The organism is Flavobacterium aestuarii, from assembly GCF_040049115.1.
Lineage (GTDB): Bacteria > Bacteroidota > Bacteroidia > Flavobacteriales > Flavobacteriaceae > Flavobacterium > Flavobacterium aestuarii.
The window spans coordinates 74,287-89,699 of the sequence record NZ_JBDLZZ010000007.1 but is presented as its reverse complement, the minus strand read 5'-3'; the positions used below and the strand labels follow the sequence as shown (position 1 = coordinate 89,699).

Here is a 15,413-nt window from a genome sequence, read left to right as displayed (position 1 = left end):
AGGCGATTATATAACAATATAATATCAAAAAAAATATAGAAATAGATTCTATTGGCTAAATAATAAAAAATTTCTGTTATAAATTGGAAACACTATCCAATTCGAATTTCAGAGGTTCTATTTTCTTCAAAAAACGCTCCTTGTTTTTTGGGTTCATAGGCTCGCCATTGGGCAATTTGAGACGCAAAGCATCGACTTGAACTCCATTTTTCCAGAACCGATAACATACATGTGGCCCTGTTGCCAGTCCGGTACTTCCAACCAATCCGATGGTCTGGCCTTGAGTAACATGCTGTCCGCGTCTTACCAATATTCTTGACATGTGCAAATATTGAGTAGAATAAACCTTATTATGCTTTACTTTAACAAAGTTTCCATTCCCGGCTGTATATCCAGTCTGCTCTACCGTACCCGCTGCTGTCGACGAAATAGGGGTTCCATAGGGAGCAGCATAATCGGTTCCTTTGTGTGCTTTCCAGATTTGCTGTACCGGATGAAAACGATTGGAAGTAAAACGAGAGGTAATACGGCTAAACTTTATAGGAGATTTTAAAAAGAAGTTTTTCAGCGTTTTTCCATCTTCGTCATAATAATCAACATTTCCAGAACCTTGATTCTGCTCAAAAGGGAAAGCATAAATAATTTTGCCTTTATATTCAAAAAATGCTGCCTGCAAACTATCTACTCCGTCATAAATAGAATCGTTTATATATCTTTCTGTAAATGTCAATCCAAAGCGGTCTCCTTTTTTTACTTTGAAGAAATCTATAGACCATGCAAAAATCTTGGAAATTTTACTTGCCAATGCTCCTTCGACTTGAGCGCTTTCCAGTGTTTCAGACAATGATCCTTTCAGAACACCTCCAATAGTCCTGCGTTTTAAGGTTAACGGCTTTGTTTTTTTGGAAGCTTTTGCAATGGAATCCCTCAAGTCAATAATATAATAATGTAATGCATCAGGCTGATAAATAAAAATATTCAAGCTATTGGTCTTATTCTTGGAACGCAGCAGCGTGTATTTTTTGTTTATTCTAATGGTTCGAACATCAAAAGTATCCTTCACTTGAGTTACAATATCATAAACCCGCTTATTCCCAATATTTTGATTTTGCAAAATGCTTCCGAATGTGTCTCCAGATTTTATAGAGTCCTGAACTACATTAAAATCTGAAAATTTAAATCCAAAGTCACTTTTTTTAGATTTAGGAATTACTTGATTTTCCACAAATTCCTTATCCTTATTACAAGAAATTAAGGAAAAAAGCACTGCCACAATTACAATTATCTTCTTCAAATTATGTCTTTTTTTTATCTTTAATTTTCAGTTCCCCAATTAGCCAATTCCTCCTCACTCCATAATTCTGGGAAGAAAATCCTTCTTTGATATCGTGGATGCATATATTTTTTCCAGTCGCTTCCGCCAGTCGCTTCTCCATCTCCTTTGCCATTGTCAATATATTTTCTTGCTGCATTTAAATGCCCCATTACCCATGTTACATTTACTGTATGGTCATAATGGCGCATTGCCTTTATCAACTCGGGGTTTTCGCGATCAGAATCTGGCAGCTGCTTAAATTTCTGCCACAGATTTATCGTGTTGTACTCTTTCATCTGAGCTATAAACGCAGCTTTGTATTTGCGCTCAAACTCTAACAGCAGATATGATTTCTCACCAGTCTGATGATCCTTTCCAGCCGCTTGCCAATACATATGATCTAAAGCATGCTCATAGGGTGTGTTCCTGTCAATGGTGGCACGAAAACGGTAATCGATCAGATTGATCAAATCAGTCGACGCAATCTCTATCATTCGGTACTGCGCGCTTTGAAAACCGCTTGCGGGTGTCAGTGTATTTCTAAACTTCATGTATTGTTCAACTTCCATACCATCGCCCATAATATCAAAAGAGGTGGTAAGCATATCGAAATAACGGCTGATTCTCATTAACCTTTCGGTAAAAAAAACGGTTGTTAATTTTTCAGCATAGGAAATCTGATGCATTTCCCAAAGTATCATTTTAAAAAGCAATTCATTAACCTGATGATACATAATAAAAACCATTTCATCAGGAAGTGTGGTTCTTTGAATCTGCAGATTTAATAAGGCATCGGTTTGAATATAATCCCAATAAGTTATGGGCTTTGACCAAAGCAATCCTTCAAGATGCGTCTCTGTTTTTTGATTTATCTGCTGGAATTTTTCGTCAATTTGCTCCAAAATTGATGCTGTGGTATCATTTATTGTCATTTTGCTTTTAATTTAAACGGATTATTCAATCCTTTGTACTCATCCAAATCCGCTTTAAGAGAACCCACCAAAAGTGTTGCTTTTATCCTGATTGGTATTTTATTGTAGTCATCTGAAATCCATAAGGTTAAACTCTCCTCCTCTTTGAATATACGTCCAGACTGTACCAAAGGTCTAAAAATCATGGTAGAAACCACTCCAAATTTAGTTTTAATATCCTCTCTGCCTATGAATTTTAACTTAAATTTTGTAATCTCATTATCAAAAAACATATCGATAATAACCGATTCGCCTGCTTTGATTTTATTGATGTTAGGATAATTTCTCAGATAATAAAATGAAGAGAGGATATCTTGAGCATTTTTTGGAAAATCAAAGGCCTTTTCGGTTTTGTGCTTATAATCTTTTACTAACACTCTGTTGGTTTTCTGATTAAAAAAGCCTTCCTGATTTTTGATATAACCGCCTTCGTTGATTTTTCGAATAAAACGATAGGGGTTTCTTGTATCTTTATCAATGTAGCTTTCGTATACATCCTGGACATTAAAAAAGAATTTGGTCATGCCTGTAGAATATCCTTTGCCTACAACATGATAAACCGGTTCATTGTTTAGTGTTTCATCTTTTACTTCGATAGTTGCATATCCTGCATTTATAAGACCATAATGCACTCTGAACTTTAGGAATTCACCCCCGGCAAAAGCTTCTTCTTTTTGAGTATCGAAACCTAAAGTGCTAATCACTAGCAGGAAAATTATAATTTTTTTCATGGGATCGATTGTTGCAAAAATAGTACCAAATGTATTAAAACAAAAAAACTCAGTCAAATTAATGACTGAGTTTTTATGCTATTAACTAACCAAAAAACTATAAATTATGAAAATTTATATGAAACTAAGAAGGAAACCACCCCTCCTTGATTTGCGAGTACAAAGTTATTGCATAAATCGAATTATTTTTAACAAAAAATCGAGTTTAACACAATATTTGCATCTTTAAGAGTTGTTTAACTATTATTTTTTTTGATAATGTAAAAAAAATTAAATTTTACAAAGTTCCTCGCAATTCCTGTTCACGCTCTATCGACTCAAAAAGAGCCTTAAAATTCCCTGCTCCAAATCCCTTGGCTCCCATTCTTTGGATTATTTCAAAAAATAAGGTTGGGCGATCCTGGACTGGTTTAGTGAAAATCTGCAATAAATAACCATCTTCGTCGGCATCTACCATAATTGCTAATTTTTCAATTTCATTTAAATCTTCCTTCATCATATCCATGTGCACTCCAAGCCTTTGCGGTACGGCTTCATAGTAAGCGTGAGGAGGAGATGATAAAAACTCTACTCCTCGCGCTTTCAGCTCCGAAACTGTTTTTATAATATCGTCTGTAGCAATGGCGATGTGCTGAATACCTGGACCTCCATAAAAATCCAAGTACTCCTCTATTTGTGATTTTTTCTTTCCTTCGGCTGGCTCGTTAATAGGGAATTTGATTCTTCCATTTCCATTGGACATCACTTTGCTCATCAAAGCCGAATATTCGGTATTGATCTGTTTGTCATCAAATGATAAGAAATTTACAAATCCCATTACCTCTTCGTAGAATTTTACCCAGATATTCATTTCGTTCCACCCAACATTGCCCACCATGTGGTCAATATATTTTAAACCTGCTGGTTCTGGATTATAGTCTGATTTCCAATCTTTATAACCTGGCAGGAAAACCCCGTTGTAATTTTTTCTTTCAACAAAAATGTGAACTGTTTCTCCATAAGTATAAATTCCTGAACGCACTACTTCCCCAAACTCATCCTGCTCCACTGTTGGTTCCATAAAAGAACGCGCACCACGTTTCATAGTTTCTTCGTATGCACTTCGGGCATCTTCGACCCATAGTGCGGCAACTTTTACTCCGTCACCATGTTTTTTCAGATGATCATGAATAGGAGAATCCTGCGTTAATGGAGTTGTCAAAACAATTCGGATTTTGTCTTGCTTAAGCACATACGAAGCTCTGTCTTTTACTCCAGTTTCTAATCCTGCATATGCCAATGACTGGTAACCAAAAGCAGTTTTATAATAATGTGCCGATTGTTTAGCGTTGCCTACGTAAAACTCTACATAGTCGGTTCCCAGAAGCGGAAGGAAATCCTGTGCTCCTTCGAATATTTTCTCTAATCCGTATTCTACTGATTTTATTTCTTTTGACATGATCTTTGTTTGTTTAACCGGTTAATTGTTTCTGTGTTTAACCGAAATTTTTGTTGATTTAACTAAAGCCTAGCCCTGATGGAAGCGGCATCCTGTGATCCCGGGGTTCGGGATTACAGATATAGCGGACAGCAGGAAACAGCTCCTAATTATTGATTAAATTTGATGCGTTTTTATATTGATATACTAAATAGATTAGCTAACGCTCCGTTCACTTTGTTCGGGTGCTTCGTTCCTGGCAATGATTAATCGATCCATGATTTATAGTACTGCCCATCGTCTAATCCCATAGCTTCCTCGGTTACCATAAGCGGATGAAAAGTGTCGACCATTACCGCTAATTCCTGAGTTATGGTTTGTCCTATGCTTCGCTCCATAGCTCCTGGTGCAGGACCGTGAGGGATTCCTTTTGGATGCAATGTAATGTGTCCTTGCTCAATATTGTTGCGGCTCATGAAATCGCCATCTACATAATACAAAACCTCATCACTATCGATATTGCTGTGATTGTATGGTGCCGGAATGGCTTTGGGGTGATAATCATAAAGCCGAGGACAGAATGAACAAACAACAAAAGCTGCGGTTTCGAAAGTTTGATGCACTGGAGGCGGCTGATGCACGCGGCCTGTTATAGGTTCAAAATTATGGATACTGAATCCATAAGGGAAATTGTAGCCGTCCCAGCCCACCACATCAAAGGGATGCGTGGCGTAAACCACTTCATGAATCATTCCCTCTTTTTTTATTTTGATAATAAAATCTCCTTTTTCATCGTGAGATTCTAATCCGGATGGCAAAATAAAGTCCCGCTCGCAGAATGGGGAATGCTCCAAATGCTGTCCAGACGCATTTTTATATCTTTTTGGAGTATAAAAAGGAGCAAATGATTCTACATAAAACAGACGGTTCTCTTCTGAATCAAATTCTATCTGGTAAATAATCCCTCGGGGAATAATCAGATAATCACCATACTGGAAAGAGATGTTGCCTAACATCGTTCTGAGTTTACCCTTGCCTTTATGAATAAAAATCATTTCGTCGGCATCGGCATTTTTATAGAAATAACCCGTTAATGATTTTCTGGGAGCAGCTAATCCAATAATGCAGTCTCTATTGACCAGCATAGGTTTACGGCTTTGCAGGAAATCGTCTTCGGCTTTTAACTCGAAGCCTTTCAGCAGTAATGATCTGATGTTTTTTTCAATCGCAATTTTAGGTTCAACCGAATACGATTTTAGTATTTCTTTGACCTGAGTAGGCCTGTGTATATGATACGAAAGTGATGAATTTCCATGAAAACCCTCTGTTCCAAATAGCTGCTCATAATATAGTCCGCCATTTGGTTTTTCAAACTGGGTGTGCCTTTTTGGAGGAATATTTCCTAGTTTATGATATATTGGCATGATTTTTCAAATTAGAAAATTAAACAAATGTAAAATCAGATAATTAGATAATTTGGCAATTAATTGGAGTGCATTTAGTTAATGAAAACGCATATAGAAGATTGAAAACATTAAAAGCCACACAGCATTTTCTAATTATTTAATAGATTTATTATCTAATTAAAAATCACTCTGGATTTCTCTTAATCAAGAATTGAAGATACTCTAATAAACCTGTCCAATTTGTTTTCATAATTACAAATATCGTAATTTTATTTGATAAAAAATATAAATTAAAAAATAAATCCAACAGAAAACCAAAGATATGATTTGGATATTTCTGGTGACCATGAATATTTAATTTCTATTGGTCCAATAACGGTTTCCAATCCATAACCAAATGCGTATCCAGAATATTTGGGGAGTGAAATCCAGTCTAGCGAATTGTAGAGATCATCGCCAAGATTGGCATAATTAGCCGAAAGATTAATATGATTTTTTTTAAAAATCTCATAATCCAATGTGATAGTAGACTCCAGATAGCTATTGCCCGAGATACTTAAAAAATCATATCCATAAAAATACTTGAAATTGTTAGTCTTATTATATCCATATCCTCCTAAAATAAAATCAAAATAAGGAATGCTTTTATCTCCAATGGATATTCCTGATTCAGCTTGGAATTTTATAGTTGTATTTTTAAAAACTGTCTTAGCAATACCAGCTTCACTGTTTATAATAAAAGAAGGTGTAAAAATTTCATCCTTTTCTGAAGAAAACATATAAAATTGAGGTCTTGAAGAAAAATACCATCCTTTTTTAGGATAGTATTTATTATCATAGGAATCATATTTGATATAACCAAAAACACTTTCGTAAGTACTTTTTGTAATATTTGGGCTTACTTCAAGTGTTGGAGATGAAATATCGAGATATTCAAGCTCGACCCCAACTCCAATGAGGAATTTTTGTGCAAATACAGATTGAACGTAAATTTGATTTGACAAATTTAAATAATCAATATTTATTGAATTTATACCGCTAATATTGTATGTTATTACGCTGACAGGAACATTTTTATTAAACTGGTTCAATTGCGACTTGAATCCATAACTCAATTGGAATCCATTGTCAATATAATAATCAAAATAATACCTAAGATTGTCTCCTAAAACCAGATCGGCAGATAAAAAATCATTTTTGAAAAACGTTTTTTTGTTGGTAATGTTTGCCAAAACGGCACTTTTATATAGCCCATCATAATGCAAAGCAAATTTTAAATTTGTTTTTATAGGGCTTTCTGTCAAGTTGAGTACTAGATCATCATATTCGCCATCCTTATCAAAATAATAACTTACATTACTGAAATTCTGTGTTGCATTCAGGTTATTTATTCCTTTTTCTAAATCCTTGAAACTAATTTTGGACTTTGGCTTAAAATTTAATTTCCCAATAATATAATCTCTTGAATAATTCTTGAGGTCATTTATTTTTATGTCAACAATGTTCAGACTATCGCTTTGAGCTTTTAATTTGGGTTTGTGATAAGGATTAGCCTTATCAACCAGAAGATCTATTTTTTCGTATATAGAAAAAGCTGCATCTTCACCTTTTTTAATAATCTCGGCTGCTTTTTCAAAAGATACTACTCCATAATTTTTAACATCAGGCTTTATGTAAATTTCTGTAAGATTTGCATTTTTTTTCATTCTTTCAATCATCTGCAGATTGGTAATCTGAAAGAAAACTTTGGATGCGCTCCTAAGTTCGTCTTTACTCAGTAATCCCGATTGAACATCTACTCCTATTATAATATCGGCACCCATGTTTCGAACTTCGTCAATTGGATAATTATTAATCACCCCGCCATCAATAATTAAATTGTTATCAATGACAATAGGTGCAAATATGGAAGGCAAAGAGGAACTCCCAGTTATAGCCTGAGCCAAAATCCCTTTGTTAAAAACCACCTGCTCTCCTAGAGCGATATTAGTTCCAACACATACAAAAGGAATAGGCAGCTCATTAAAATCACGAATATGCCTGACTGGAAATGTTAAACGGCTTAATAAATTAAAATTATACATCCCTTTAGACAATGCCTCGGGCGTACCAATGCTGAATTTATTAAAAGGGAGAATCAAAGCATAAAGCTCATCATTTCGTTTTTCATAAAAATTTTTAGAAGATCGGGGTATAAAATCATTAATAACATTGCTGAAATTGGTAGTATCAATAATGGAGTCAATTTGCTTGGCATTATATCCCATAGCATAAAGCCCGCCAATAACTGCTCCCATACTGGTTCCGCCAATGTAGTCTATTTTTATCCCGGCATCTTCCAATACATTTAAAACACCTATATGAGCAAACCCTTTGGCTCCTCCTCCGCTCAACACCAGGCCTATTTTTGGTTTTTTGGGTACATCTTGAGCACTTGAGGCAATAGGCAATAGACAATAGGCAAAAAGAAGAAAGATTTTTAATATAAAAAACAGAGTACCATCAACCTTTGCCCATTTAGTGCAAACAAAATCAGTTTTAACTTTTTGCTTATGGCTTATGGCTGTTGCCTCAATTATCATATTAAATATTTTTATTGTAAAAGTCGGTAATTTTTTTGGCTTTTGACACTCCAACTACGTCAGAAATTTCTTTTTCGGTGGCCAATTTTAGTCTTTTAACACTTTTAAAATGTTTTATTAAGATTAACATTGTCTTTTCGCCAATTCCGGGTATGCTTTCAATAGAAGAATTCAAGGCTGCCTTGCTTCTCTTGTCTCGGTGAAAAGTAATTCCAAAACGGTGCGCCTCATTCCGTAATTGCTGAATGACTTTTAAGGTTTCCGATTTTTTATCTAAATACAATGGTATTGAATCTCCGGGATAAAACAGCTCTTCCAGTCTTTTTGCAATTCCGATAATAGCTATTTTACCTCGCAATCCCAAAGCATCTATGCTTTTTAATGCCGATGACAGCTGTCCTTTTCCTCCATCTATAATAATCAAATTAGGCAATGGTTCATTTTCGTCCAAAAGCCTTTTATAGCGGCGATAGACTATTTCTTCCATCGAGGCAAAATCGTCAGGACCCACTACTGTTTTTACATTAAAATGCCTGTAATCTTTTTTGCTGGGTTTTCCATCTTTAAACACCACGCAGGCCGCTACAGGATTCGTTCCCTGAATGTTGGAGTTATCAAAACATTCTATATGCCTTGGCTCAGCTGGCAATCGCAAATCGCTTTTCATCTGTGCCATTATCCTATTGGTGTGGCGGTCTGGATCTACAATCTGTAATTGTTTCAGTTGTTCAATTCTGTAAAATTTGGCATTTCTAATGGATAAATCCAGTATCTGTTTTTTATCTCCCAACTGGGGTACTGTAATTTTTATGGCTGGCCCCAGATCCAGATCAAAAGGAACAATGACTTCTTTAGACAGCAATTGAAAACGTTCTCTCATTTCAACTATAGCCAATTCCAGCAGCTCTTCGTCTGTTTCTTCTAGTTTCTTCTTAATTTCCATTGTATGAGAACGGATAATAGATCCATGCGATATTTGCAGAAAATTGATAAAAGCCGCACTCTCGTCCGAAACTATAGAGAATACATCAATATTGGTAATCTTAGGATTTATTATTGTAGATCGTGATTGATAATTTTCGAGAATTTCAATCTTTTCTTTTACTTTCTGCGCCTCTTCATACTTCATTTCCTCGGCATAATTAATCATCAGGCGCTTAAAATCTTTCATGCTCTCTTTAAAATTTCCTTTCAGAATTTCGCGGATGGCATGCACCTGTTTTTGATAATCCTCAAGTGATTCAAACCCTTCGCATGGCCCCTTGCAATTACCAATATGAAACTCCAGACACACCTTGAATTTGCCGCTGTCTATATTGCTTCTGCTCAAATCATAATTGCAGGTGCGCAATGGGTACAGTTCTTTTATTAAATCCAGAATAGTATGAACGGTCTTAAAATTGGTATAGGGCCCAAAATATTCTGATCCGTCCTTGACCATTCTGCGGGTAGCAAAAATTCTGGAAAAAGGTTCTTTCTTAATACATATCCAAGGATAGCTTTTGTCATCGCGCAACAGTACATTGTATCTGGGCTGAAGCGTTTTAATCAGATTGTTTTCTAATAAAAGCGCATCCGTTTCAGTAGGAACAACTATGTGCTTAATGGTTACAATTTTCTTGACCAGCACATTTGTCTTGGCTGCATCATGAATTTTATTAAAATAGGAAGAGACTCTTTTTTTTAGATTTTTGGCTTTGCCCACATATAAAATCTTTCCTTCCTTGTCATAATATTGATATACACCGGGACCATCGGGCAGGGTTTGTATTTGCAGGGCTACATTAGGGTTGGTCATTGGATTTTATGAATGCAGATTAACTTTCAGTATACAAATATAATCATTAATCTTTTTTGGTTCGAACACTGTCTTTGCCAAAACATTCATAATATATTTTAGAAAGATATATCAATAAATAACGCCATTTTTTAACTTCCAATATTAAAATATTATTAATCTTCATTAAAAATTTTATAATCATATTCAATTTTTCAATTCCTTAAATTAAAAATTTAACTAATTTATATAAAATTTTTAATTATAAATAATAAATATTAAAATGTAATATCAAAATTTTAATATGAATAATTAAAATTTTAAATAATTTTTATAATTTTAGATAAAATATTTAAATTCAATACAGTATGCCAATAGATAATTTAGGTAAAGTTCATTTTTCGAATACACAGATTGAGGATATAAATGAAGCCTTGGCAGTCTTAACGGCTGCTCTAGAGAATATGTCTGTAAATCTGAGCCCATCAGAGCATCAAAAATATGGACGCGTAAAAGAGAAAAACAAATTACTTATTGACAAGGTAAAAAACTACCATGACAATGAACCCCAATTGAGCTCTCCCGAGGTGGACTGGGATGAGTTTAATCGTGATTATAACAATCGTTTACAGGTTTCGCAGATGCTATCCAAAATTAAATCTATCGAAAACCAGCTCATAAATATTAAAATACTTGGCGATTACGACAATTATAGTGATGCCCTGAGAGATTATCAATATGCCAAATACAAAAACAGGTTTGCTTCTGAATATGGCTATGAAAGAAAAATTGAAGATATGATAGTTTTTTTTCCCCGGACAGGAATAACCAAAAAGAAGATCTAAAAGCTCCTATGACAATCAATTCTTTGCCGGAGTACATGTTTTTTAACTTTTTTAAATATTTATGTTTCTATCTGAAATCTCGTAATTTGGCCTAAAAATAATTTCTATATTTAGGCTTTTATTTTACAGGATGAAAGACACAAAACCCTTAATAATTTTTGGCGAAATTGTTTTGCCGGGCGAAAGCAAAACCATTCAGCTGGAAATAGCCCGACTGCATACCACCACTAAGCTTACAATCCCGATAATTGTAAAACGCTCCAAAATAGCTGGTCCTGTAGTACTTTTTTCGGCAGGGATTCATGGCGATGAGTTTAATGGGATCGAAATCGTGAGACAGCTCATTACCAAAAAAATAAATAAGCCCAAAAAAGGAACCATCATTTGCATACCCATTATAAACATTTATGGTTTTATCAATAAATCAAGGGATTTTCCTGACGGACGAGATTTGAATCGTGTATTTCCCGGGAGCAGGAAAGGGTCATTAGCCAGCCGTTTTGCCTATCATATCATTACCGATATTATGCCTCTTGTAGATTATGCCGTTGATTTTCATGCCGGGGGCGCCGGACGCTTTAATGCACCGCAGATCAGGCTTACGCCAAATAATCCCGCTGTCAAGATATTGGCCGATGCATTTAATGCGCCTTTCACCCTGTTTTCAAAAAACATTGCTGGCTCTTTTAGAAATGCAAGTGAAAAAATAAACGTAAAAATGCTATTGTTTGAAGGCGGCAAATCATTAGACATTAATCATAATGTAGCCGAAGAAGGCATTAACGGAGTGAAACGTTTTTTAAAACACCTGGACATGCTCGATCCTAAACATTATGCTCCTGTACAAAAAAAACAGACCATATATATCGAAAAATCCGGCTGGCTGAGAGCCAAATGCTCAGGACTGCTCATTGATAATAATCTGGTAGGGCAATTTGTTAAAAAAGGCACTGTACTTGGCATGATAACTGATCCTTTTGGGAAGTTCGAACGAAAGATAAAAGCTCCAAATGATGGATATGTTCTTAATGCCAATCACTCACCTGTTGTCTATCAGGGCGATGCCATTTATCATCTTTCGAATACTGGAGAAGAGGAACAGGAAGATGAAGAAGAATAAAATCTAACAATTATCATATTTATTTTCATTGACTACTCCTAATTTTGAATTAAAAATTAGAGAATATGCTGTACTGGAAAAAGTTATCGCAAAAAGAGAGACAAGCTCGAATCGAAAAAGCCCTGGAAGAAAACGTAAACTTTACTTTGGATACTTCTTTAGGATATCCAGCTTCAAAATTAGATAGTAAGGTATATTATGAAGAAGCCTCTTTCTTGGCAGATGCGCCAACACTAAAAACCTATGTTGCCAATCCTAACCACATAGGATGCCATACCCTAGGTGCTTCTGAAAAAGCCTTTAAAGGCACTCAGGAAATGGAACGCGAAGTGCTGGATGTACTTGCTGTCGATATTTTTAAGGCTCAGCCAAAATCCTACGACGGCTATATTTCGCCAGGAGGGACAGAAGCTAATATTCAGGCCATTTGGATGTACCGCAATTATTTTATTGATAAACTTGGTGCCAACCCTTACGAAATTGCAATTTTAGCATCAGAGGACACGCATTACTCTATTCCAAAAGCAGCAAACATGTTAATGCTGGACTGGCTGAAAGTACCTGTAGATTTTGAAACTAGAGAAATTGATACTTTTCGATTAGAAAACATTATCATAAAAGCCAAAAAACAAGGAAAAAAATATTTCATCATCATATCAAATATGGGAACAACTATGTTTGGGGCAGTTGACAACCCAAATGATTATGTCCAGGTTCTTGAAAAACACCACCTCATTTATAAAATACATCTTGATGCTGCTTATGGCGGCTTTATATATCCTTTCAGTAATCGGGATTCAGAGCTGAATTTCGAAAATCCAAAAATCAGCTCCATAACTATTGATGCCCACAAAATGCTGCAGTCGCCTTATGGAACCGGAGTTTTTCTTTGCCGTAAAGGACTGATCGAAAACGTTCTGACCAAAGAAGCCGAGTATATAGAGGGAATGGATTTAACTGTTTGCGGCAGCCGGTCTGGATCCAATGCCGTTGCTGTATGGATGATCTTATTCACTTATGGGCCTTTTGGATGGTGCGAAAAAATACGGGTTCTGCAAATGAGAACGCAGTGGCTTTGTGATCAATTGGACGAATTAGGCGTAGCCTATTTTAGAGAGCCTTTTATGAATATCGTTACTATTCAAGCGCAATTTATCAAAGAATCCCTGGTCAAAAAATTTGATTTGGTTCCTCAAAAACACAACGGTGAAAATTCATGGTATAAAATTGTGATTATGGATCATGTAGAAGTAGATCATTTAAGTACTTTTATAGACGATCTAAAAAAAACGCTTTATGTTAAAAAAAACATTACGGACAAAGTATAAAACATTACGAAAAGAACTCACCCAAACTGACATAGAAGAAAAAAGCCTGGTTATTGCCAATGAAATACTTAAACTCCCTATTTGGGACAAAACCTATTTTCACATTTATCTGCCAATAACTGAGCAAAAAGAAGTTGATACCGAATTTATATTACACTTATTATCTGGAAAAGATAAAGAAATTGTAGTTTCAAAAAGTGATTTTGAAACTAGAGAAATGACTCATTTTCTTTTGACAGATAACACCCGGATACAAAAAAACGAGTACAATATTCCCGAACCTATTGATGGCATTGAAGTTCCTGCTGCAAAAATTGAAGTTGTATTTGTCCCTCTTTTAGCTTTTGACAAAAAAGGAAACCGCGTGGGCTATGGCAAAGGTTTTTATGATAAATTCCTAACCAGATGTAAACCCGAAACCATTAAAGTCGGCCTTTCTTTCTTTGAACCCGAGGAATTTATTTCGGATGTTTATGAGAGTGATGTACTGCTGGATTATTGTGTTTCGCAACAAGGAATTTACACGTTTTAAATTTCTGCTTTACTTACCATTTAGATTTAGTATTTTTGTCGCTTAACCTATTATAAGCTATGAAAATATTTAAAACCCCAAGTTTTACATTGCAAATTATCATAATGTTATTTGCTCTGACAATTGCAGGCTGCAGCGTTCATGTTGCGCATAATAATGGCACAGCTAAAACTAAAAAAGTCCCTCCTGGGCAAGCCAAAAAAATGACTGGAGCAAAAAGTGCCAAAAATTATGCCCCTGGCCACAATAAATAAACAAACGAAAAGAGGCTGAATTTACCATTCAGCCTCTTTCACTATATACAATACAAGCAAATTCCTAGTGCTTATGAAATGCTTTTTTGTTGAATACAATTAAAATTCCAACTCCAGTAGATATAGCCATATCGGCAACGTTGAAGATGGCATTGAAGAAAGTAAAATTACGTCCGCCAAAATAAGGAACCCATTCCGGCATTGGATAGTCCTTTACGAAAGGAAAGTAAAACATATCCACTACCTGACCATTTAACCAGGTACCATAAGGAGTATCTGAAAATATAGTTGCCAGCTGCTGATGACTGTTATCAAATATAACTCCATAAAACACAGAGTCAATAATGTTTCCTAATGCTCCAGCAAATATCAAAGCTATAGCAACAATAAGATAATTGGAACTTCTTTTTCTTTCGACAGCATCCCAAAGCCAATAACCGATTCCTGTTACAGCAAAAAGCCTAAAAACAGTCAGGATTAATTTACCATACTCTCCGGGAATTTTGGTTCCCCAAGCCATTCCTTCATTTTCGATAAAATGAATCTGAAACCAGTTGAACACATGGACCTCTTCTCCTAATATGAAATTTGTTTTTACATATATTTTAGACACCTGATCTACTAACAATATAAGAATAATAAGAAAATATGCTTTGACTAATGACATCTATAAAATTTTTAACGGCGTAAAAGTAGTAAATTAAGAAAAAAAAACGCTCCTAAAGGAGCGTTAATTATTGCGGTATAAAGACTTTTATCTCTGAAGATTTTTTGCCTCGATGCTCATTGTAGCGTGAGGAACAATTTTTAGTCTTTCTTTTCCAATTAATTTTCCAGTGATTCTGCATACACCGTACGTTTTGTTTTCTACTCTAAATAAGGCACTCTTCAAATCCCGTATAAACTTTTCCTGACGAATGGCTAGCTGCGAGTTAGCTTCTTTAGACATTATTTCGCTCCCCTCTTCGAATGCTTTAAACGTTGGAGATGTATCATCCGTACCGTTGTTAAGGTCATTCATGTAGGCGCTTTTAATCAAATCCAAATCAGCCTGTGCCTTTACGATTTTATTCTGAATGATTTCCTTAAACTCTGCTAAATCAGCGTCAGAGTATCTTGCTACTTCATCTACCAT

14 protein-coding genes are annotated in these 15,413 nt (G+C 35.3%); 5 read left to right on the top strand and 9 right to left on the bottom strand.

What is annotated here, in order from left to right:
* Positions 1 to 76 precede the first annotated feature (76 nt).
* The 7 genes from ABEG11_RS09430 to uvrC form a co-directional block, all read right to left on the bottom strand.
* Complete coding sequence (locus tag ABEG11_RS09430) at positions 77 to 1,294, bottom strand: M23 family metallopeptidase (RefSeq protein ID WP_348823921.1); 1,218 nt, start codon at positions 1,292 to 1,294, stop codon at positions 77 to 79.
* 20 nt (positions 1,295 to 1,314) lie between these two features.
* Complete coding sequence (locus ABEG11_RS09425; protein ID WP_348823920.1) at positions 1,315 to 2,247, bottom strand: tryptophan 2,3-dioxygenase family protein; 933 nt, start codon at positions 2,245 to 2,247, stop codon at positions 1,315 to 1,317.
* Positions 2,244 to 3,017, bottom strand: coding sequence for a DUF3108 domain-containing protein (locus tag ABEG11_RS09420; RefSeq protein ID WP_348823919.1), 774 nt, complete (start codon positions 3,015 to 3,017; stop codon positions 2,244 to 2,246). Before ABEG11_RS09420 ends, ABEG11_RS09425 begins: the two co-directional genes overlap by 4 nt.
* Before the next feature lie 277 nt (positions 3,018 to 3,294).
* Positions 3,295 to 4,455, bottom strand: a complete 1,161-nt coding sequence (hppD, locus tag ABEG11_RS09415) for a 4-hydroxyphenylpyruvate dioxygenase (protein ID WP_348823918.1) — start codon at positions 4,453 to 4,455, stop codon at positions 3,295 to 3,297.
* A gap of 245 nt (positions 4,456 to 4,700) precedes the next feature.
* Positions 4,701 to 5,858 carry a homogentisate 1,2-dioxygenase gene (locus ABEG11_RS09410; protein WP_348823917.1) on the bottom strand — a complete coding sequence of 386 codons (1,158 nt, stop codon included), beginning with the start codon at positions 5,856 to 5,858 and terminating at the stop codon, positions 4,701 to 4,703.
* Between the two features lie 272 nt (positions 5,859 to 6,130).
* Complete coding sequence (locus ABEG11_RS09405) at positions 6,131 to 8,422, bottom strand: patatin-like phospholipase family protein (RefSeq protein ID WP_348823916.1); 2,292 nt, start codon at positions 8,420 to 8,422, stop codon at positions 6,131 to 6,133.
* A 1-nt stretch (position 8,423) separates the two neighbouring features.
* On the bottom strand, positions 8,424 to 10,220 hold the full coding sequence (gene uvrC / locus ABEG11_RS09400) for an excinuclease ABC subunit UvrC (protein WP_348823915.1): 1,797 nt from the start codon (positions 10,218 to 10,220) through the stop codon (positions 8,424 to 8,426).
* Positions 10,221 to 10,567: 347 nt separating this feature from the next.
* On the opposite strand from uvrC, the gene ABEG11_RS09395 reads away from it, so the two are divergent.
* The 5 genes from ABEG11_RS09395 (at position 10,568) to ABEG11_RS09375 (ending at position 14,278) form a co-directional block, all read left to right on the top strand.
* Positions 10,568 to 11,044, top strand: a complete 477-nt coding sequence (locus ABEG11_RS09395) for a hypothetical protein (protein WP_348823914.1) — start codon at positions 10,568 to 10,570, stop codon at positions 11,042 to 11,044.
* Positions 11,045 to 11,174: 130 nt separating this feature from the next.
* Complete coding sequence (locus tag ABEG11_RS09390; protein ID WP_348823913.1) at positions 11,175 to 12,164, top strand: succinylglutamate desuccinylase/aspartoacylase family protein; 990 nt, start codon at positions 11,175 to 11,177, stop codon at positions 12,162 to 12,164.
* Positions 12,165 to 12,229: 65 nt separating this feature from the next.
* Positions 12,230 to 13,492 carry a pyridoxal-dependent decarboxylase gene (locus tag ABEG11_RS09385; protein ID WP_348823912.1) on the top strand — a complete coding sequence of 421 codons (1,263 nt, stop codon included), beginning with the start codon at positions 12,230 to 12,232 and terminating at the stop codon, positions 13,490 to 13,492.
* Entirely contained in the window at positions 13,461 to 14,024 is a 564-nt protein-coding gene (locus ABEG11_RS09380; RefSeq protein WP_348823911.1) for a 5-formyltetrahydrofolate cyclo-ligase, read from the top strand. The genes ABEG11_RS09385 and ABEG11_RS09380 overlap by 32 nt, the downstream gene beginning before the upstream one ends.
* A gap of 59 nt (positions 14,025 to 14,083) precedes the next feature.
* On the top strand, positions 14,084 to 14,278 hold the full coding sequence (locus tag ABEG11_RS09375) for a hypothetical protein (RefSeq protein ID WP_348823910.1): 195 nt from the start codon (positions 14,084 to 14,086) through the stop codon (positions 14,276 to 14,278).
* 64 nt (positions 14,279 to 14,342) lie between these two features.
* Here ABEG11_RS09375 and ABEG11_RS09370 read toward each other — a convergent pair whose 3' ends face one another.
* On the bottom strand, positions 14,343 to 14,945 hold the full coding sequence (locus ABEG11_RS09370) for a lipoprotein signal peptidase (RefSeq protein WP_348823909.1): 603 nt from the start codon (positions 14,943 to 14,945) through the stop codon (positions 14,343 to 14,345).
* 87 nt (positions 14,946 to 15,032) lie between these two features.
* A complete protein-coding gene (locus tag ABEG11_RS09365) occupies positions 15,033 to 15,413 on the bottom strand; it encodes a TraR/DksA family transcriptional regulator (protein ID WP_100432822.1) in 381 nt (126 codons plus the stop codon).